A 20,859-nucleotide genomic window follows, 5' to 3' on the forward strand; every position below is an offset into this window, starting at 1 on the left:
AGAGGCTGGCTGCGGCGGCAGTGTGCGTCTGCGATCTTGATGCAACTTCCTTCGCTCATCTCACCACGCCGATGCAATGCGCTCGCCGTTGCATACACGCAGACCAGCAAGCTGCATGCACTAGCCACGCACCATATCGACCTGAGATACACCGAGCAATCCCGCCAACGGCACGTGTGCCTGGCGCTGCCGCGGACTGACGGTCAATCCCTGATTGCGCAGGATGTCCAGCAACTGCTCCGCCAGGGGCATCACCATGTGCCTGCCCCAACAGCGCTCCGACGCGTGACCGAACGGGAAATAGCCAGGCTGATCATCCGGATCCAGCTGGTTCCAGCGCTCTGGGCGAAATGCATCCGGCGCCTCCCACAACGCGGGGTCGCGATGGCTCAGCAGCGGCAGCACCAACACATCGTCTTGCGCGCCGATGCGGGTATCGAGCAGCGGATATTCCGGCGATGCGTTACGCAGAATATTCCAGGACGGCGGCAACAGACGCAGCGACTCGTAGACGATACTGCGGCTGGAAATGTCCGGGTCGAACGGCGCGCCAAGCCAAAGGGCATTGGCGACCAGGGTGGAAATGGTAAAGCACACCGGCGCTGCAGTGCGTCGATACAAGCCCATGGCAAAGCGACGCGCATCGTAGCCATCTGCGGCGGCAGTCAGGGTCGCCAGTGCCGATGCGTTGGCTTGCAACGTGAGCGGTCTCGTTGCACCGGCGGCGATGAGTACCCAGGTCAGCTTGGGCGTCAGCTCGAGGGTGCGGTCCATCAACATGCGTAAACGCAGCGGGTCGCCACCCAGCAGCAGATCGCGCAAATACACGTGCCCCACGTGCGGCCATGGCCCGGACAGATCCACGTCTGCCGGAATGGGCCGCTTCAGTGCCTCGCGCACATCGCGTCCGATGGCCTGCATCAGCTTGGATGCCTGCGTACGAGCAATCGAGCGCCCCTGCAGCGGCTTGAAGGTCGGCCGCTCGGCCTCGGTGGCAGGCCGTGCAGCGAGCAGACGATGCGTGACCAAAGGGCCAGCGACGCCAACGGTATCGACATCCAGCCGAAAGACGTCCTTGCCCGTATGCTCTTGCAGCAGCGCCAGCAAACGCGGCGCGAAGACAGTCGCCCGGCCTAAGTCGGCGCTAGTGGATGGAGACATCGGGATCGCTCTGCGCTCGTTGACGCCCGCGTCCGGCAAAACGCTTGCCTCGCGCGGGCGGGCATGACCAACATCACACGACACACAATGCGGTTTCGGCCGCGCTTGCGGTCGTGCTCAGTACCAGATGTACCAGGCGTAGGACTTCAGGCTTTTCTTGGAAGCCAACAGATTCTTCAGTGAGAACAGCATCTTCATGAGCGACATCCTGTTTGGGGAGTGGTTTGGTTCGCCCTGATGGGCATTTGCACAATCGGCGACGCACAACGCGAGCGGCCATGGTCGCGCTCGCCACACCAAACTAATCCCAGCGCGCAACCAGGAACATTGCGTGCGCGCACAGATTCGCCACCCCACGGCAACCGTATTGTTGCGATGCGCGCTTTGACGCACATGACTTCGCACTCCGTACAAACGGCCATGGCGGCCAGTTGGCCGCCATAGGCTTTTCAACACAACATCAGATCGCCACAACATCGCTGTCGTCGCAGCCACGCGTGACGTTCACGATGGATGGACACCGGCGTCGCCTGTGTCCATCCGAGCGCATCACTTGACGGGCTTGGCACGCACCACAACCGATGGCGCACTGCTCCCGGCCATACTGTTTGCCGTCACTACGTAGTCATAGTTCGCGCCATTGGTGACGGACCAATCAACATATGACGCTGCTGCGACATTGGTCCCCACCGTGGTGAATGCACCGGCGCCGCCGGCACGGCGCTGCACCGTGTAGTTGGTTGCTCCCGGCACTGGTGACCAGCTCAGCTTGACCCGGCTGTCGCCAACCGTGGCGGTGAGACCACGCGTTGCACTCAGCGTGGTGACCGGCGCGGAAGTGGCCCCCGCCGCAGTGCTGGCTGTTGCGATGACCGGGTACGCGTTGTTCACCAGCTCGACGAACTGGTTATGAAACCACGCACCGGAGATCGGTGCGCCGGCCAGTGCACCGGTCAACACGCCATCGGCGGTTGTATAGGTGGGGTCGCACATGCGGTCGAAGCCCTTGCCTTCATTGTTGGCAATGAGGGTGCTGGAGCCATCGGATTCGCCCGGCGGCTTGACCCAGGCATAGGCGTCCAGATGCGGACCAGGCGCGGCAACCGGCAAGGTACCGATGCCCGCCCCACTCTGATTGCACCAGTTGCCGCGATGCAGGCGGCGATCGATGCGGCCGGAATTGACGTAACTGGTGATGTCGTTGCCCGACGCTCCGGCCGGGCGATTGGGTCCACCCCAACCGTTGCGGCCCGTATCGACAATGAACCCGATGCTGCTCGGCCAGCCCGCATTGACGAAGCCGCTATACAGGGCCTGGGTGAAATCGGCTTCGTCGAAATACGGATTCCATTCGTAGTACTTCGCCGATTTGATCGGCTGGCCATTGATGCTCAACTCCGGGTTGGGCAGGTTCGGCTCATTCAGTGGCGTGGTATTGGCGGTGTTGGTGACGAAGCCGTCCACGCTGGCCAGGCCGGCATTGGTTGCCTGCACCACACGCGTATACAGCGCGATGGAGGGGCCGCGGTTGCTGTCCCAGCCCAACCAGCCGGAATGCCCGATATCCAGATAATTGTAGGTATTGGGAACGGCATGCAATTTATTGAGGGCGTACTTGATGCCTTCTTCGTAAATGCCAGTGGAATTGGCCAGCGCGCAGCGCATGTCATTCAAATTGGTGACAAGGTTCGGCAGGCTATCCGGCTCGATCACGTTGACGATGCGGATGTCCTTGTATTTCGGGTCCGCAAAGATGGCTGCGATGACGTCGATATATTCTTTCTTGTAGCGCTCCAGGGCAGCGGGGGTCAACGGCAACTCACCATTGGACGCCAGCGCATGGCAATCGCGCCCCGGCAGATCGTAAATGACAAAGCTGGCGGTGATCGGCGTATTGGCCTTCTTCTGCGCCAGTGCGGCATCCAGATGCCCTCTCAGGCTCAGCCGCCCTGCATTCTGCGAACCACCGGCAATCGCTGCAATGCGGTCAAGCCAGACCGCTGTAGGCACCGTCTTCACCACGCCCATCTTGCCTTTCAACGGTACGCTCTTCACTTTCGCAATCGATGCATCGACCTTTTTTGCATAATCCGGATTGACATAACCGGTTGCACCGACGAAAGGATTATCGACATGGACTTGCGCGCAAACATTCGCGATGACGAACGGATTGGCGGCCAATAGCGCCACGGTCAGTGTGCGCTTGAGATTCCGACGGATGCCAGTGCTGGATTTCATGATTTTTTCCTAGTTTTTCGGAGGAGATTGATGCGCTACAGATAAAACGCAGCCTTTATGATTGGCCGCTCTTATTGGCCTCTTTAATTTTCCAGGGCACCCGTTGGAAATATCTGTTGCCGAACGACGCCACTCCATCGGCAGCAAGCCGAAGAGGACAGGCACGGCAGTACGTGGGTGAGACGCAGGCAAACACGCAAACCAACAGGCCTGCGCAGCGACCAAAGCGAAACACCTAAGACCTCAGAATCGTTGGAGGCGAACCTAGCGTTGCGAATGATGTCGCAACGACTGCCTCCATGAGTGTGCGGAGTATCTCCAGGGAGCGAATGTGCGAGCTGGGATGTCGGGCTCGCCATGCGGAGACTACGCCGCCTTTTTGCGCTACACAATCGTCAAACATTGCGGTTGGACACAGATCCAGAGACTGGCTGCAGCAGCATTTCAACTGCAGGCATTACTGCGCAAACCCATGTGCCATCACGCACAAAAAAACGGCCACATCGCTTCCCGACGATGCGGCCGAATGGGAGGGTGTTCGACGTGACCGTCGAACGTATTGCAACGCCGCATCAAACGGCGACGGGAAGAACGCGCAATGACCGCTTGGAGAGGACGAACGCAACCGCGCGTGCGACACGGCGCGAGGGTGCGCCGTGTCGCACATCAGTGCATCGCATAAGGCCATCACATCAAAACCGCAGACGCAGGCCCGCGTAGTAGCGGCGCTCGAAGATGTTCTGGTCGTAGTAGTGGTTGGTCCACTGTGCGTAACGCCGCTCACTTTCGCCGGTGAGGTTGGTGGCTTGCGCGTAGAGCGTCAGATGGTCGTTGACGTCGTAACTGAAGGACGCGTCCAGGTAGCCGACGTCATCGTTCCAGATCGCCAGCTCATCGCCCCATGCACCGCTGTTGACCTGACTGAAGCGCTTGCTGCGCCAGTTGTAGGCCACGCGCGCCTGCAGCTTTTCCTTTTGATACCACAGCACCGCGTTGGCCTGATGCTTGGAGTTGTCGCCGATGGGCAACGTGTTGCCTTCGATATCGGTGTTGTCGGTGTCGGCGTCGGAGAAGGTGTAGTTGATGTTGGTGCCGAACCCGCTCAACCAGCCCGGCAGGAAGTCGAACGCCTGTTGGTAGCCGATTTCGAAACCCTTGATCTTGCCGCCGCCGCCGTTGACGATGCGCTCCACCGGGCCGCCCAGGCGGATCACGCCATCGGCGTCGGGCTGCGGTTCGATGTTGGTCACCGTGGTCGGGAACGACTTCACATCGATCAGGAAGGCGCCCACGCTGATCAACGACGCATCGGAGAAATACCATTCCCACGAGGCGTTGTAGTTGGTGGCGCGGTACGGATCCAGATCCGGGTTGCCCGAGCGGCCGTTGAGGAACAGCACCGCATCGGAGGGCAGCGCCGGGTTGCGCGGCGGCGTGCCGTTGACGGCGTAGAAGCTCACCAGGCCGCGCCCGAGATCGGGCAGGTCCTGCCGTGCGACAGCCTTGTTGTACGCAAAACGCAATTTCTGCGCGTCGGTGATGTCCAGCGACAGGTTGGCGGTGGGCAACACGTCGGTGTATTGACGGTTCAAGCGGTTGGTGCCGATCGCCGGGCTGACGCCATTCCATTCCACATTGCCGATAAACACATTGCCGCTGCTCAGGTACTGGTCGATCGCCAGTTTGGTCTGCACGATGCGCGCACCGATATTGGCCGTCCACGGCACTGCAGTGCCGGTGCCACCTTCCAGGTTCGCAAGAAAATATGCCGCAGTGCTCTTTTCGGTGACCTTGTACGAATCGGCAGCCTGCTGATAGGCCACGTTGCCCGGATACAGGCTGTTGAGATACGCCACCGGGTCCTTCATGACCTGCGGGTTGATTGCCGGCAAGCCCTGGCTGCCCAGGCCGGTGACCTTGAGCGGATCGAAATCGTTGAAGTACGCCCAGTAGCCGGGAATCGAATTGAACGGCAGCAGACGCGCTTCCGAAACACCACTGCAGGTGTCCACGATCAACGGATCCTTGAAGTAATACAGCGAGCGGTTCGGATCGGCGCAGGTGGTGGACACCGGCGACAGGTAGCGATAAGTGTCCAGCTTGACCTCGCGCTCGCCATAGCGAATGCCGAACTGGAAGCCGCGCACCACGCCTTCATCGAACTCGAAGGTGCCGTCGGCGCGGAAGGCGTCCATCGTCGCTTCGATCTTGTTGCCCTGTGCCCAGGTGGACATCAGCTGCCAGTTGTCCGGGTTGGACACATCGGTGCCGAGATTGACCGCCGGGTAGGTGCCACGGAAATCCACCGAGGCGTCCACGGTGGGCAGGCCATTGGCATTCGCCCATTGGGTGACGCCGCCAGCACGCGTGATCTGGTCGCCACGCGTCACCACCGCATCGGCACGCGCTTCGTCGTAGGTGCGCTGCGCATCGCCGTGCACCCAACGGAACGATGCACGGAACGGGCCGCCGTCGTCGAAGCGCACTTCCAGATTGGTGTTGAGCGAATCCGAATCGGCCACGCCTGCCATCGAGTGTGCCTGGAAGCGGTTGTAGCGGAACTGGCCGTATTCCAGCACACCGTTGGGATCGACTACCGAGCCGGGCTGCAATTGATTGGTTGCCCACCCGGTGTGCAGCTGCGCGGCCACCGAGGTGTCGTGATCTTCGAGCTTGGTATAGGCCGCATCGGCCAGCAACGTCCAGGAGTCGTTGATGTTGAACTGAAACGAGCCATTGACGCCGGTACGCTGGCGGTCGGTGCTGCGGTTGTCCAGTTCCGTTGCCACCCAGTTGTAGAAGTAGTCGCGCGGCAGGTTGGACGGATCGGTATTGCTGCCGATGCGCCCGTCGCCGTTGAAGTCAAAGCCGACGTTCTGTTCGGTGGATTTCTGCGCGCCGTTGGAATACACGCTGGGGTGCTTGTTCTCCAGCGTGGCGTCCGAATACGACACCGCCAGCAGGGCGCCCCAACGCTCGGTGCGGAAGCTGGCCAGCCCCGAATACAACTCGTTGAGTTCCTGCACGCGGTCGCCGTAGGAGCCCTCGGCCTGGCCGCTGAAAGTCCAGCCTTCGGGTAGATCGAACGGGCGCCGCGTCTTCAGCGACACCGTGCCGCTGATGCCGCCATCCAGATCGGCGGCGGTGGGCGACTTGATGACATCCACACCACTGAACAACGTCGGCGGAATGTCGACGAAATCCGGCTGCGCGCGGCCGATGTTGGGTTGGCCGAACTGATCGCCACCACCGGCGCTCAGATACAGCTCGCCGTTCATGGTGGTCTGCACCTGCGGCATGCCGCGGATATTGAGCTGCGAGCCCTCGCCGGCCGAGCGCCGGATCTGCACGCCGGGCACGCGCTGCAGCGAATCGGTGATGGTGACGTCGGGCAACTTGCCGATGTCTTCGGCCGAGATCGAATCGATGATCTGCGCGGCGCTGCGCTTGTTTTCGATGGCCTCGGCCTGCGCGCCGCGCACGCCCTTGACCATGACCTTGTCCAGGTCGGTGACGCCTGCGGTGTTGGCGGTGTCCTGCGCGCTTGCGCCGCCGGCAAGCAGGGTCAGCGCAGCCGCAAGTGCGGCAGCCAATGGGGTGTGGCGGGTGTTCGAATGCAGCTTTTTCATGGTCCCCTCCCAGGGATGACGACAATCCACGACCGTTTCGAATGACATTGCCGGCACGGCAATGCGGTGTTGGCTGACGCACCAGGTGGTACGTCAGTGCGAGCGCCGTGCATGACACGGCGCGGCAACAAGCAGACGCCGCTACGGAAGCCCGTTGGCAACGCCTGTCGATGGTTCGGCATTCCAGCCACGCAGTTGCAGCGTGGCGTTGCGCAAGGTGGCAGCGGACGGGCCGCGGATCTCCACCACGCGTTCTTCGCCCGGTACCAGGCTCAGATAGTTGTCGCTGTAGTACGCCGGCAGGATGCGTTGGCCTTGCGCATCCACCAGGGTGAGCTTGGTGTTGAGGGCCACCTGCTGCGACGGGTTGCGCACGGTAGCGCGCAGCACGGCCTCGTTGCCCTCCTGCAGTTGCGTGGTGAGGTGCAGCGGCACTGGCGTGAGCGCATCCAGCCCACGCATCGCCGCCGCATCACGCGCCACCCAATAGAAGTTGCGCGAACGCACCACTGCGTCGCGATCGAGCAACTGCAGCCGCACAAAGCCCAAGCCATTGGTGTCCTTCAACAACGGCGCCAACTGCAGCACCGGCGCCGACACTGCCACCGCTGCGGCATCCAGCGCCTGTTCGCGCTGCTGCAACAGTTTTCCATCGGTGGCGTACACCTCTGCACGCACGCGCAGCCAGCGCACCGGCTCGGCAGCATTGTTGACCACCACCACCTCGTGCCCCGGCAGGTTCATCTGCACGTGCAATGTTTCTGCCGCATTGCGCACGCCGTAATACGCGGCGTGGGTGTCGTAGTCGTGGCTGTAGATCTGCCACATGTTGCTGGGCCAGGCCGGGTGGCTCATCCACAGCAGACGCCCGCTGTTCTTGCTCCACAGCTGCGCGTTGAAGCCTTCGAAGATGGCGCGATGCGTTTCGTAATTGAGCAGCTGCGCCTTGCGCTCGAAATCGGCCAGGCTGGTGGGTGCGCCCAGCTTGTCGGTGAGCGTGCGCATGAAACTGTTGGTGTCGCCGTTACCGGACTGGTGCCAGTCGTGATAGGCCCAGGCATCGCCGATCGGCCACTGATCGCCAGCAGCAGGTATCGAAGCCTTGAATGACTCCAGCGTGGAGAACGACGGCGTGCCCACCTCCACCGAAAAGCCCTGCGCCAACGCATTGAAGTAGGCCACCGGCTCGCGGTAGTTGTACGGGCCGCTGCCCTGCAGATTGACCTGGTTGGAACTGCCGGTGTACCAGCGCGTGCCGTCCAGTTCGGCGACCAGCGCATCCAGGCCTTCGTTGAGGATCGGCGCGGGCACGCCTTCGTTGCGGCCGAACCACAACACGATGGAGGGATGATTGCGGAAGCGCTTGATCACCTCGGCCGCGTTGTCCAGGAACAGCGCCGCGTCGGCCGGCTCCATGTTGTAGTTCTGCGTGGATTGCCAGAAGTCGTTGAGCACCAACATGCCGTATTCGTCGGCCAGCTCGAAGAAGCTTGCTTCGGTGTTCTGCCCGACCCAGTTGCGCACCACGTTGAAATGCGCCTCGCGCTGCAGGCGGAAGTACGGCTCAAGCCGCTCGCGCGACACCCGCTTGCGCCAATCGTCCATGCCCCAGTTGCCGCCCTTCACCGCAATCCGCACGCCATTGATACGCAGGGCCAGGTAAGGCGCAAGCGCGTCATCCTTCAGCGGCGTAACCGCCGGCGACACGGCCGCACCGGGATAGAACGATTGCGCATCGCCACCGGGCACGGGGCGGATCGCGCTGTGGCGCGCATCCACAATGCGCTCGCCACGCAGACGCGTCTTGTTGAAATCCACCAGCACCCGCCGCAGCGCCCCATCCTCATCGAACAACGACAACTCGTAGGTGACCTCGCGAATGCCGAAGCGCAACTGCTGCGTGTCCGAACGCGCACCGGCAACCTCCACCCCCACCTGCAGGGTGTACAGCGCCGGCTCGCCGTAGCCGTTGGGCCACCACAGGCGTGGGTTGGCGATGATCAGCTGCGGGGTGTCGCCGGCGGTGAGCTTGAGCGTGGTACCGCCCGCCGGCACGTTGACCTCGCGCTGGATGCGCACATCGCCAATGGCCAACTGCACGGTACCCTGCACGGGCGCAGCACCGTCGTTGCGCAGCGGCACGCTGATTTCGAGCTCGGCGCGGCGGTGATCCGGCGCCAGGCGCGCGGTGACCACCTGGGTATCGCCGATGGTGACCGGCCCGGTGGCATGCAGCTGCACGTCCTGCCACAGACCGGCGTTACGGTCGCGCACGGCCGGAATCCAGTCCCAGCCCTCGCTGGCGATGAAGGTGGGCCCGTCCAGCGCCTGCACGCCGCCGTTTTCGCCGACGCCGGCGGTCATCGACTGCTCATGCGCAATGCCCGGATGCGGCGGTGGCGACACGCGCACCGCGACGACATTGCGGCCGGGCTTGAGCTGCTTGCTGACATCGAAGCGACCGCGTGCGAATGCACCGCGCGTGCGCCCGACCTGCGTGCCGTTGACCCAGATTTCGCCCGCATAGTTGATGCCGTTGAACAGCAGCTCCAGCCGCTTGCCGTGCGCATCGGCAGGCAGAGCGAAACTGCTGCGGTACCACCAGTCCTGCCGGCTCAGCGATTCGGGAATGGCCATGTTGTTGAGGCCGATATCCGGATCCGGGTACACGCCGCGATCGACCAGCGTGGTGAGCACCGTGCCCGGCACCGTGGCCACACGCCAGGCGCTGCCACCCGCCGCGTCGCCACGCGACAACGTGGCGCCGGTGGCGGACCCGAGATCCGGCGCAGCGGCCAGCTGCCACGCACCCACCCGCCACGCAGCGGCATCCAGCGGCTGCAATGCCGGCGTGTTCGGCACCGGCTTGGCTACCGGCGCAGAAAACGCCGCTGCACTGCGCGGCAACGTTGCGGGCGCCTGTGGCGCCACCTGCCCGGCCATCTGCTTGACCTGTACCTGCCACGCCGGGGATGCATCCTCGAAGCGCTGCAGCGCCGGGTCCGGCGTGCGTGCGGCCAGCTGCGCGACGGCGGGCGCCTCCAGTGCCTGCGCGTGCGCGGTGAAGCCGGCGATCTCGCCACCGAAGTGCTGCGTGTAAGCGGCAGGCTGCTCGCGCGGGCCGAACATCAGCACCGGCGCCACTGCACGTTGCCGGGCGGCGCCGCTGGCCACCTGGCGGCCGTTGGCGTACAGCGTCAGACGACCGCCATGGGCCACGGCGGCCACCTGCGTCCACTCGCCTGCATGCAGCGCCTGCTTGCTGCGCAGCACGCTATCGGCACCCTGCACAAAGCCGAGCGTGCCGGCATCGATCGCGAAGTAGCGGCCCGCGTCCTTGGGATCGCCGACACCGGCAATCAGGGCCGGCCCTGTGCTAGCACGCGACGGGCGCACCCACGCCGACAGGCTCCAGTCCGCGTTGGCGGACAACAGCGGTGCATCTGCGGCGAGTTTCTTTGCCAGCCCCATCCCGCCCGCAAGCACGCGGACATCGTAAGGCCCCGGCGGATTCGCATCGGCGGGCGCAGCCTCCACTGCCGTCCAGCTCATGCAACCACACAACAACCACAGCGCTCCACGGCGGAACGCCTTGCGAACCATCAGCATTAGAGGCCTCTCCCAAGCTCTACTGCCACGCAACGGTGCACACCACGTCCGTGCAACCGACCAGCGTCCATCTGGACACTGCGTCGATCGCGCTTGGTGATGCAGCCCGTGGCTGCCGCCCCTGTTTCAGCGGCCATGGTGCGAGGTAACGTTACCCCAGCTGGATATCGACAACAACCTTTCTGCGTTAGGGTTGGCAATTCCAGGAGGAGGGAACCATGCGAAACCTGATCCAGTCCGCACTACCGGCGGCATGCGCGTTGTGGTGTTTGATGGCTGCGCCCGTTGCAGCACAAAGCTTGCGCGTGCAATCGCCCGATGCACGCACGCACGTGGAATTCACCCTGCGCGAGGGCGGTGTGCCCAGCTATCGCGTGCTGTATCGCAACACGCTGGTGCTCGACGATGCACCGCTGGGACTGGACCTGGGACCCGCCAACAAGCTCGGCCACGACATGACGCTGCAAGGCAGCACAACCGAATTGCATGACAGCCGATTTACCCTGGCGGTTGGAAAAACGCGGCAGGCACGCGACCACTACCGCGAACTGCGCGTGCAACTGGCCGATGCGCAACACCGCAAGCTCAGCATCGAACTGCGTGCGTATGACGATGGCGTGGCGCTGCGTTACGTGCTCCCGGATGCAGGCCAGGTGCGCATTCGCGACGAGCTCACCAGCTTCGCGTTCCCACGCGATTACCACTGCTGGACATTGAATCTGGGCCGTTTCGGAACCAGCCACGAGGGCGAATACGACGCGATCGCCGCATCCCGATTGCGTCCGCACAATCTGCTCGAACTGCCGCTGGTGTGCCAGACCGATGCCAATGGCACCACGCTTGCGATCGGCGAAGCGAACCTGCGCGATTACGCCGGCCTGTATCTCACCGGCCGTGCCGATGGCGGGCTGGGCGTGTCGGCAAAACTGTCGCCGCGCCTGGACGACCCCAAGCTGGCGGTCAGCATCGATGCCAAAGGCGGCGATTTTGCAACGCCCTGGCGCGTCATCATGCTGGCCGACAACCCGGCGAGCCTGATCGAATCCAACCTGATTTCCGCCCTCAACCCACCACCTGCTTTCGATGCAGGTTGGGTCCGCGCCGGCAAATCGGCGTGGGATTGGTGGTCGGGCAGCCTGGCCAGCGGGGTGACCAATCCCGGCATGAATACCGCCACCATCCAGCGCTACATCGATCACGCACAGCAGTTGAAGCTGCAGTACATGCTGATCGACGACGGCTGGTATTACGGCAGCACCGGCGATGGGCAATACAACAGCGATGCGGATATCCGTCGCCCGGTGGAGCAACTCGACCTGCAAGGCCTGGTGACCTACGCACGCAAACGCGATGTGGGGCTGTGGCTGTGGGCGCACTGGCGCGCGCTCGATGCGCACATGGACGAGGCGCTGGCCTGGTACCAGCAACTCGGCATCAAGGGCATCAAGGTGGATTTCATGGACCGCGACGATCAGCAGATGGTGGACTTCTACCATCGCCTGCTGAGCAAGGCTGCCGCGCACAAGTTGCTGGTGGATCTGCACGGTGCGTATCACCCCACCGGCCTGACTCGCACCTACCCGAACTACCTCACCCAGGAGGGCGTGCTCGGCGCCGAATACAACAAGTGGACCACGCGCATCACCGCCACCCACAACCTCACGCTGCCGTTTACGCGCATGTTGCTCGGGCCGATGGACTACACGCCAGGTGGCTTCCGTAACGTGCGTCCTGCCGAATTCAAGATGCAGCACATCGCCCCGCAGGTGATGACCACGCGCGCGCAGCAGCTGGCGATGTATGTGGTGTACGAGAGCCCGTTCGCCGTGGTGGCCGACAGCCCGGAGCAATACGAACACGTGCCGGCGGCGCAGTTCTTGCGCGATGTGCCTGCAAGCTGGGATGAAACGCGTGCACTGGATGGCGCCATCGGCGAACACATCGCGCTGGCGCGACGCAGCGGCAAGGACTGGTATGTGGGTGCGATGACCAACGAGCAGGCACGCACGATGCAATTGCCGTTGTCGTTCCTGGGCAAGGGCAGCTGGACGGCGACCATCTACGCCGATGGCCAGGCGCCGACGGCCGTGCGTATCGACACCCGCACGCTCACCCGCGACGACACCTTGCAATTGGCATTGGCAGCGAACGGCGGCGCGGCAATCAGACTGCAGAAAAGTAAGTAGAGCCATGCCCAAGTGACGTGACCTCACGCACCTTTGCGCAGCGGCACCTGCCGTCTGCACGAACGGGCGAGACCTCCGACACGGCATCGGAGCAATGCATTGCGCTCTGCGTGTGTGTGATGTCACGCAACGCATGTTTGCTTCTGCGTGCGCAGTGGCAGCCGCTAGCATGCGCACGCCCTCATCGCAGGTCTGGATGCCACCGTGCAGCGCCAGGCCTGCGCAATGACGGCACTGCCCTGCACGTCCGCCGCGTGCAGGCAGTCTCGTTCCGGCGCAAGGGGAATTTCGCATGACCTTTCATCCCACCCGGCCGATGCTCATCGACCGCACCATCGCTGCGCTCGTCGTTTGCGCATTGGCGCCTGCCGGCGTTGCCAGCACGTTCGTCCCACCGTCGATCTCTCCCGCCCGCGACCGCAGTATCGATGCGCTGATGCCGCCGTTGTCGCACATACCTGCCACGGCATCGGTGACAGGTGCCAACGCCGATGCCGTACACCACAGCACTGCCGCCGCATCGCGCGCGTTTCCGCAGGTCACTGCCGGGTTCAAGCAATTTCTGGACGCTCAGGTGCAAATCACTTACGCCACGCGTAGCGCTACCGCAAAGGTCGCCGACCCGACTGCCTTCGCCGAGATGCAGCGCTACCTGTTCAACCGCTACAACGGGCTGACCGTGACCAGCAGCCTGCACGAGGGCACGCAGGTGTTCGACTGCATTCCCCAAGCTCAGCAACCGGGTCTACGCAACGGCGACCTCATCGCGCTGCCGCCCAGCATCGCCCCGGCCAAGACGCCGGGCGCCCCCGATCCAGCGTCGCAGCGCTGCGCTGCCGGCAGTGTGCCGCTGGCACGCATCGGCCTGGCCGACATGAGCAAGCATGCGACGCTGCAGGACTTCCTGCGCGGTACCACGCCGCGCATCGCCGCAGCCACACGCGCACCCGTCGCGCCAGCCGCGCAAGGCGCCGCATCGGTGGTGCACTACTACTCCACCATCTATCTGGACACCGCCGGGTCGCCGGTGACCGGCGCGGGTGCCGATCTCAACACCTGGATCCCGGCCGTGCGTGCCAACGATGCGCAGTCGATCAGCCAGATCTGGTTGGGGGGCTACACCCCGCAAGGGCAGATACAGACCCTGGAAGCCGGCTGGCAAACCCAGCCGGGCGCAGGCTGGGGCAACACGCCGTTTCTGTTTATTTATTCAACCCAGGACGGTTATGTCAAAACCGGTTGCCACAATCTGGATTGCGCCGATTTCGTGCAGACCAGCAGCGCAAACGTTCTCGGTGCCACACCCGCTGGCGGCTTCAGTAGTGCGGGTGGCAAACAAGCTATGCTGCACGTGGAATTCCAGCGCAATGCCGATGGCTATTGGTGGTTCGGCTTGAATGGCGAATGGATCGGTTACTACAAGGCCGAGCTCTACGCGGGCGACATTGCCGAAGGCAGCGCCAACATCTTCATCTCTGCCGGTGGTGAAATTTCCACCTGGGACGGCCGCCCCAGCGCACCGATGGGCAGTGGCCGGTTCGCGTCTGCCGGTTACCGCCAGGCCGCCTTTCAGGCCAACCACTTCTACCGCGATGCCAGCATGGCGACCCGGCCGGCACAGCGCCTGTCATCGCTCAACGTGGAGCAACCGGCCTGCTACACGCTGGCACTGGCGGGTTACACCTATCCGTACGCACTGGGCAGCGGTGTGTCGCGCACCAGCCTGTCGCCGGAGATGCAGAACGGCGGCTTCTATTTCGGTGGCCCGGGCTGCGCACGCTGAAGTGAAGCGATCGCGCGCACTGCGGCAGTGCGCGCGATCGGCTACGGCAAATCCACCCCTGCACACACGGCCGGGCGCGCGTCCTTGATGGGCTGCACGCCACGTGCATCGAACTGCAATCCTGCATGCTCGGGCGCAAACGCCGGCCAGGCAGGCAAGCCCTTGGCATTCGGGTTACCGCGCTGCACGAACGCAGCCCAATAGCGCTGCAGCGACACCGGCGGCTGGCCGATGGGCAGATTCTTGAACAGGAACGGCAACTCGGCGCTATGCGTGACCTGCGCGCCGGGGGCAGCCGTGTCGAACACGTAATGCCACACCGGCACGCCGAGAGCGGCCTGGTGCTGGGCCACCGTCACTGCCGGGCAGCGGAAGGTGAGATCGGTGGACAGCTGCATTGCCGCATTGCCCTGCCGCGCAGCACGCTGCGCCGCGTGCGTGCGTTGCGCCTGCAGCACCGCATCGGCGCGCTCGGGATAGTCGCGGCGCAGACGCGCCTGCGCGCCTTGCTCGCCACCATAGGTGAGTTCCTGCACCACGTAGCCGATCAGCAGCGGCACCTTGGCCTGCGCGCCGCTTGCCAACAGTTCGGCCGGCGCGCGCGGCAGCACGCGTCCATCGACAACCGCCTGCAGCCAGATGTAACCGTCGTCATCCAGCGCCGGCACGTCCACGCCCTGCGCGGCCGTGAGCAACTGCTCCACCGGTAGCGCGCGCAGTTGATCGAGCCGTGTTGCCGGATCCGCGATGCCTGCGCGTTTGGCGATGCTGACACCCAGCGCGCGATTGTCCTCCAGGCTGCGTGCCGGCAAGCCGAACCCGGCAGTGCCGCTCTGTTCGATCGCTGCCGAAAACAGGCCGCGCGCCAATGGGCTGAGCATCAGCAGGCCCACGTCCTGGCCGCCGGCCGATTGCCCGGCAATGGTGACCCGCGCCGGGTCGCCGCCGAACTGCGCGATGTTGTCGCGCACCCACCGCAGGGCAGCGATCTGATCGAGCAAGGCGTAGTTGCCGGCAGCCTGGTTGTCGCCATCGCGCAGTTCCGGCAGCGACAGAAATCCCAGCGCACCCAGCCGGTATTGCAGCGTCACCACCAGCATGTCTTGCGCGACCAGGTTGGTGGGCAGATGCCCATCGGCGCCACCGGCCACGTTGGCGCCGCCGTGGATCCACACGAACACCGGCAACGGCCTGGCCGGATGCAGCTGCGGTGTCTGCACTTGGACATAGAGGCAATCTTCGCTGCCGCGCTTGGCCATGGCGTCGTTCCAGCCCAGCGCCGGCTGCACGCATGGCGTGGCGGCCTGGGTGGCATCGCGCACCTGCGTCCACGGCGCAATCGGCTGCGGCGGGCGCCAGCGCAGCGCGCCCAGCGGCGGCGCAGCGAAGGGAATCGCGCGGAAGACCGCACTGCCGTCGTCCTGCCACTGGCCGCGCAACGCGCCATGATCGGTGCGTACCTCGGGCGGTGCGGCAGGCGTGGCGGCGTACGCGCTAACGCTGAACACGCAGCTGGTTACAAGCAACACGGCAGAAAAACGCAGCATCACTGTTCTCCGGTGCGCACGCGCGCGTGCCAGGCGGCCTGGAACACGGCAGTGGCCGAGGCCACGTTGAGGCTTTCCACCTTGCCGCTGCCGCGGATCGACAACTGCAGGTCGCAATCGCGCGCAAAGTCGCGGTCCATGCCTTCGCTTTCTGCGCCCATCACGTACACCAGCCGCTGCGGCAGCGCGGCGGCGAACACATCCTGGCCACCGTCGACCAAGGTGGCTGCAATCGCAAAACCGGCCTGACGCAATTGCGCCATTGCGGTTGCGGTGTCGGGCAGTTGCACCAACGGCACCGCTTCGGCGCCCCCTTCGGCCACGCGTGCCGCCGCGCCGGACAAGCCCAGCGTGGAGCCGGCCGGCAACAACAGACCGGCCACACCGAAGTGCGCCGACGAGCGCAGCATCGCGCCGAAGTTATGCGGGTTGCCCACGCCATCCAGCCACAGCGCCAGCACCGGGCCCTGCGGCAAGGCGGCCAGCCACTCCTGCAAGGGGTGCGGCGCCACGCGCAGCACCTCGGCCACCACGCCTTCGTGGTGCGCACTGGCGGCGAGCTTGCTCAGATCTGCGTCTTCCACCACGCGATAGCCGATGCGCTGGGTCACGCACCAGGCCAGCAGCGCCTTGAACTGAGGAATGCGCGCTTCGCTCAAATAGAGTTTGCGTAGCGCCTGCGGGCGCGCCTTGAACACGGCCTGCACTGCGTTGATGCCGTACAGCCGCACCTCGCGCGCACTGCCGCCTGCTGCAGCGGCAGGTGGCGCGGTGGCAGGCGTGTGCTGCGCCGGCGCGCGGGGCGCGGCGCTGCGCGGTGCAGGTGTGCGCGGCGCAGCGCGGCCCCACGAGTTGTGCGAGGCGCCGGAGCCGCCATCGCGTGGCGGCCGTCCGCCGCGTCCATCGTGCTGTGTCATCGTCGTATCCAGAAGTGGCTGTTGCTTGCAGTGCGGAACAGGTTGTTTCGGCCCCTTTCGCAGTGTGGTGTTGGTCGTGCTGCAGCACCGGCAGGGCCGCCGCCGCAGCAACAATGACGACGATGGTAAGCCACTGGCGCGATGGGGCGTAGACGGCGGCCGGGCTGGGCGTTGTGGACGTCTTGCCGTGCTGTCGCGGGGCTGCGTTGAAGCGACGGAATGCGTGCGGGTTCAGTGCGCCGTTGTCGAAGCGCAGAACACACCTGGCGAGCAGTCGTCAGATGGTGTGGACGGTGCGCAGCAACCGCACTGTACGCAGTGCACATGCCACACCAGCACCAGCCGCGCCCGCGCCCGCCTGGCGGCGAGCGCGGTTGTTTTGTCAGCTACTCTCGGGCACGCGGTATCTGCCTGCTGCTGATCGCATCACGCGCATGCAACGATGCACGGCAAGACAACACGAACAGGCATTCAAGCATCAACGGGCGGGCGCACCCGTGCGCACACACGCAGGTCGTGCAGCCCGTCCGGCTTCATCAGCGCGCAACGGCTGACACCCTCTTCGACGAAGCCATTGCGCAACAACACCGTAGCCGATGCGGGATTGGTATCGAGAACGGTGGCCTGCACGCGGTAGAGCGGCAGGGCCTGCATCGCCCAGGCAACATAGGTGCCCACGATGCGTGTCATCCAGCCGCGGCCCCAGTGCGTGCGGCCGATCCAATAGCCCAACTCGGCCGAGAAGCGGCGCTCGCCCTGCCCTGGACGTACCGCAATCGTGCCGCAGGCCTGGCCATCGATCTCGATGGCCAGCAGCGGATGCTGCAGGTCGACCACGCGCCCGGCCAGGAACGCCTCACCGTCGGCACGTGTATACGGATGCGGAAATCGTTCGCTCAATCCACGCGGCACCAGCGGGTCGTTGGCATGCTGCAGCAAGGCGTCCAGCTCGTCCTGACGCCAGCGGCGCAGCACGAAGCCTTCTTCCTGCAGCGTCAGCATTTCATGCATCGGGTGGGTCCTGGCATGCGCAGTATCGGCGGTGCCAATACTGCGCATGCCAGACGCACGCCGCAACTCACCGCGTGGCGGTTTGCGCCTGCTTCAGCGCGGCGCACAGGCGGATGGTTTCGCCGGTCTGGGCCATTCCGCGGTCGGCGCCACTGAGCTTGCCCAGGCGTGGCTTGAAGAACGCCTCCATGCGCTCGGCCTCTTCCACGCTGCAGCCGCCGGACGCGCCCAGTGCCGGCAACCCGCCGCCGTCGAACGAGCCGCTGCGTTGCACGATGCGGTCGAAGTTGGCGGTGAACCAGGGCCACATCGACGCATGCGATGCCTGCACGGCATGACCACGCCGCAGCAGGCTCTTCATTTCGCCGACCTTGATCGCATCGGTGAGCGCGAAATCCCGCACCTGCTTGAGCAATGCCGGGTCCTGCACCGTGCCCAGCCCATCGATCATCGCGTTGCGCTGCGCCGGGTCGGCCTGGGTGCGGAGCGCCGCGATCAAGGCATCCACCGCGGCCTGCCCACGTTCCTGCACGGTCACTGCCAGTGCGCTGCCGAGCAGGTCGGGATTGGCCGCAGAGAAGTCCAGCGCGCCGTTGCCGCCGGCCAGCACGGCATCGCCCTGGGCGAGCAAGGCCTTGCGCACCTCCGGCGTCTGCAGGCGCAGGCCAAACAGGCTGCTCAACGCGCTGCGCAATGCGACATCGTCGACCGATTCGCCGCTGCGCCGCGTGTACCCCAATTGACGCAGGCGCGGCAGGTAGGCCTGCTCGGCCACCTTGCGCAATGCGCCGCGCTGCGCATCGGTGCTGGCCTGGTATTGCCAGATCCACACGAGGCGGTCCACCAGCGCGGTGGACACCTCGGCCGACGCAGCCGGCGCCAGCTGCTTGATCGCGGCCAGCACCGCATCGCTGTCGGCATCGCCGTGGCGGTAAGCCGCATCGATCGCATCGGCGTAGGCAAGCTGTTCGTTTTCGTCGAGCTGGCCGATCTGCTTGCCCAGCGCCGCCAGCTGCTGCTTCGGCAGGCTGAAACGGTAATAGCCGGCGCCGCGCGCGTTGGGGAACACCCAGGTGTTCTTGCCGGCGCCTTCCAGCACGATGCTGCCACTGGCGTCTGCGAGCATCTGGCAGGCAGTGCCGACCTGGTTCCTGCCCTTGCCGTACTTCACGCAGACCGGCACACCCCATTGCTGCGCGGTGGAGCCGGTTGAGCCCAGCGGCAGGTAGCGCTGCTGTTGCAGCTTGACCACCGTCTTGCCGTCTTCGCGTGCCACCTGGGTCTGCAGATACGGTACGCCCGGCTGATTGAGGAAGCTGCGGAAGGCGGCCTTGAAATCGGCGCCCTTGCCGGCGGCATCGGCGATCGCATCGACCAGATCGTCGGCGGTGGCGTTGGCAAACTTGTGCTTGGCGATATAGGCGCGCATGCCTTCGCGAAAGACGTCTTCGCCGACGAAGGCTTCGAACATCGCCAGCACTGCCGCACCTTTCTGATAGGTGATGCCGTCGAAGGCGGTTTCGATATCGCCGTTGCCGGTGATCGGCTGGCGGATCTTGCGCGCGCTGACCAGGCTGTCGTTGTTCATCGCATATTGCGCGCCGGTGATGCGGTCCAGATTGGCGCGATATTCCGGGTGCAGCCGCATGGTGATCTTCTGCTGCATCCAGGTGGCGAACGCTTCGTTCAACCACAGGTCGTCCCACCACGCCATGGTCACGGCATCACCGGTCCACTGGTGGGCCAACTCATGTGCGTTGGTGTTGAACGAGCGCTGCACGTTCACCGCCGGCGAGTCCTTGTCCAGCAACAGCAGCCAATCGCGGAAGGTGACAAAGCCGGGGTTTTCCATCGCGCCGGCACTGAAATCCGGCGCGGCGACCAGATCGAGTTTGTCGAACGGGTAGCCGAAGGCGTAATAGTCCTCCAGCGCGGCGATGATGGCCGGGGTCTGGTCCAGCGCGGGGGTAATGCGCGGGCCCTGGCCCTGGGCGGCGATGCCACGCAACGGCGTGGGGTTGGGCCGCTGCGGGGTGGCCGGCATTGGCGCCACGTCCACCACGTCCCACGGGCCGGCGGCGTACGCAACCAGATAGGTGGGCAGCGGCACGGTCGGTGCGAAGGTCACCGTCTTCCAGCCCTTGCCGGCCGGCTGGGTCGAGGTGGCGATGGTGTTGGCCAACGCCTGGTCGTCGCTGGGCACGGTCAGGCTCAGGTCGAATGGCGTCTTGAACGCAGGCTCGTCGAAGCCCGGGAACGCGTACCGCGCACTGATCGGCTCCATCTGCGTCATCGCATACGCCTTGCCCTGGTACTTCACCTGGTACAGGCCCTGCAGCTGCTGGTTGAGCGGCGCGCTGTAGACGATGTCGACGGTGAGCGTCTGCGGCTGCAGCGTGCGGCCGAAATCCAGCCGCACCACACCGGTCTGCGCATCGGCTTCCACGTAGCGTGCGGTCAGCGGCTTGGCTTTGCCCTTGCTCTGGGCTGGCGTGATCGTGACCTTGCTGACCTTCAACTCCTTGCCATGCAGCCAGAGGTGATCGGAGGCCTGCTTGAGCTGCACGCGGATGCTGGTGCGGCCGCTGAACTCGGCCTGCTCCGGGTCGATCTTGAACGACAGGCTGTAGCGCTCCGGCACCGCCCAGGTCGGCAAGCGACCGTTAGGCACGGCTTCGCCGGAGGACTGCGCCAGCGCAGTGCCGCAGCACAACGCCAGGAGAGAGGGAGCAAGCAGGCAGGCAAAACGACGCATGGGCAATTCCGGTCACGGTAACC

Annotated in this window: 11 protein-coding genes; 2 read left to right on the forward strand and 9 right to left on the reverse strand. The window is 64.7% G+C overall.

The annotated features are described in order from the left end of the window. Positions 1-120: 120 nt before the first annotated feature. From M3O59_RS15785 to M3O59_RS15805, 5 genes are all read right to left on the reverse strand, one after another. Positions 121-1,161 (reverse strand): cytochrome P450, encoded by a 1,041-nt coding sequence (locus M3O59_RS15785; RefSeq protein WP_064629341.1) that lies wholly within the window; start codon positions 1,159-1,161, stop codon positions 121-123. A gap of 117 nt (positions 1,162-1,278) precedes the next feature. Next, a complete protein-coding gene (locus tag M3O59_RS15790) occupies positions 1,279-1,368 on the reverse strand; it encodes a tryptorubin family RiPP precursor (RefSeq protein ID WP_064629343.1) in 90 nt (29 codons plus the stop codon). Between the two features lie 342 nt (positions 1,369-1,710). Continuing rightward, positions 1,711-3,399 carry a glycoside hydrolase family 6 protein gene (locus tag M3O59_RS15795; protein WP_116905194.1) on the reverse strand — a complete coding sequence of 563 codons (1,689 nt, stop codon included), beginning with the start codon at positions 3,397-3,399 and terminating at the stop codon, positions 1,711-1,713. A gap of 692 nt (positions 3,400-4,091) precedes the next feature. Further along, positions 4,092-7,028 carry a TonB-dependent receptor gene (locus M3O59_RS15800; RefSeq protein ID WP_116905195.1) on the reverse strand — a complete coding sequence of 979 codons (2,937 nt, stop codon included), beginning with the start codon at positions 7,026-7,028 and terminating at the stop codon, positions 4,092-4,094. Positions 7,029-7,169: 141 nt separating this feature from the next. After that, a complete protein-coding gene (locus M3O59_RS15805) occupies positions 7,170-10,637 on the reverse strand; it encodes a glycosyl hydrolase 2 galactose-binding domain-containing protein (protein WP_249050274.1) in 3,468 nt (1,155 codons plus the stop codon). Between the two features lie 218 nt (positions 10,638-10,855). On the opposite strand from M3O59_RS15805, the gene M3O59_RS15810 reads away from it, so the two are divergent. Both M3O59_RS15810 and M3O59_RS15815 read left to right on the forward strand, forming a co-directional pair. Continuing rightward, positions 10,856-12,823 carry a glycoside hydrolase family 97 protein gene (locus tag M3O59_RS15810; RefSeq protein ID WP_249046895.1) on the forward strand — a complete coding sequence of 656 codons (1,968 nt, stop codon included), beginning with the start codon at positions 10,856-10,858 and terminating at the stop codon, positions 12,821-12,823. A 292-nt stretch (positions 12,824-13,115) separates the two neighbouring features. Further along, positions 13,116-14,606 (forward strand): neprosin family prolyl endopeptidase, encoded by a 1,491-nt coding sequence (locus tag M3O59_RS15815; protein WP_239686931.1) that lies wholly within the window; start codon positions 13,116-13,118, stop codon positions 14,604-14,606. Between the two features lie 41 nt (positions 14,607-14,647). Here M3O59_RS15815 and M3O59_RS15820 read toward each other — a convergent pair whose 3' ends face one another. The 4 genes from M3O59_RS15820 to M3O59_RS15835 form a co-directional block, all read right to left on the reverse strand. Then, positions 14,648-16,153: a carboxylesterase/lipase family protein gene (locus tag M3O59_RS15820; protein WP_116905197.1), complete on the reverse strand. Its 1,506-nt coding sequence runs from the start codon at positions 16,151-16,153 to the stop codon at positions 14,648-14,650. Next, the gene (locus tag M3O59_RS15825; RefSeq protein ID WP_116905198.1) at positions 16,153-17,070 is read right to left on the reverse strand and encodes a TrmH family RNA methyltransferase; all 918 of its coding nucleotides are present in this window, start codon (positions 17,068-17,070) and stop codon (positions 16,153-16,155) included. The genes M3O59_RS15820 and M3O59_RS15825 overlap by 1 nt, the downstream gene beginning before the upstream one ends. Positions 17,071-17,541: 471 nt before the next feature. Further along, positions 17,542-18,081 (reverse strand): GNAT family N-acetyltransferase, encoded by a 540-nt coding sequence (locus M3O59_RS15830; RefSeq protein ID WP_116905254.1) that lies wholly within the window; start codon positions 18,079-18,081, stop codon positions 17,542-17,544. A gap of 67 nt (positions 18,082-18,148) precedes the next feature. Continuing rightward, on the reverse strand, positions 18,149-20,836 hold the full coding sequence (locus tag M3O59_RS15835) for a M1 family metallopeptidase (protein ID WP_116905199.1): 2,688 nt from the start codon (positions 20,834-20,836) through the stop codon (positions 18,149-18,151). Between the last annotated feature and the right edge of the window lie 23 nt (positions 20,837-20,859).

The sequence above is a fragment of the Xanthomonas nasturtii genome (assembly GCF_023337365.3).
In the GTDB taxonomy this organism is placed as follows: domain Bacteria; phylum Pseudomonadota; class Gammaproteobacteria; order Xanthomonadales; family Xanthomonadaceae; genus Xanthomonas; species Xanthomonas nasturtii.

Excerpts from the sequence above, each read along its gene's own strand:
- M3O59_RS15785 (WP_064629341.1), bottom strand. The coding sequence starts at position 1,161 with ATGTCTCCATCCACTAGCGCCGACTTAGGCCGGGCGACTGTCTTCGCG.
- M3O59_RS15790 (WP_064629343.1), bottom strand. The coding sequence starts at position 1,368 with ATGTCGCTCATGAAGATGCTGTTCTCACTGAAGAATCTGTTGGCTTCC.
- M3O59_RS15795 (WP_116905194.1), bottom strand. The coding sequence starts at position 3,399 with ATGAAATCCAGCACTGGCATCCGTCGGAATCTCAAGCGCACACTGACC.
- M3O59_RS15800 (WP_116905195.1), bottom strand. The coding sequence starts at position 7,028 with ATGAAAAAGCTGCATTCGAACACCCGCCACACCCCATTGGCTGCCGCA.
- M3O59_RS15805 (WP_249050274.1), bottom strand. The coding sequence starts at position 10,637 with ATGCTGATGGTTCGCAAGGCGTTCCGCCGTGGAGCGCTGTGGTTGTTG.
- M3O59_RS15810 (WP_249046895.1), top strand. The coding sequence starts at position 10,856 with ATGCGAAACCTGATCCAGTCCGCACTACCGGCGGCATGCGCGTTGTGG.
- M3O59_RS15815 (WP_239686931.1), top strand. The coding sequence starts at position 13,116 with ATGACCTTTCATCCCACCCGGCCGATGCTCATCGACCGCACCATCGCT.
- M3O59_RS15820 (WP_116905197.1), bottom strand. The coding sequence starts at position 16,153 with ATGCTGCGTTTTTCTGCCGTGTTGCTTGTAACCAGCTGCGTGTTCAGC.
- M3O59_RS15825 (WP_116905198.1), bottom strand. The coding sequence starts at position 17,070 with ATGACACAGCACGATGGACGCGGCGGACGGCCGCCACGCGATGGCGGC.
- M3O59_RS15830 (WP_116905254.1), bottom strand. The coding sequence starts at position 18,081 with ATGCATGAAATGCTGACGCTGCAGGAAGAAGGCTTCGTGCTGCGCCGC.
- M3O59_RS15835 (WP_116905199.1), bottom strand. The coding sequence starts at position 20,836 with ATGCGTCGTTTTGCCTGCCTGCTTGCTCCCTCTCTCCTGGCGTTGTGC.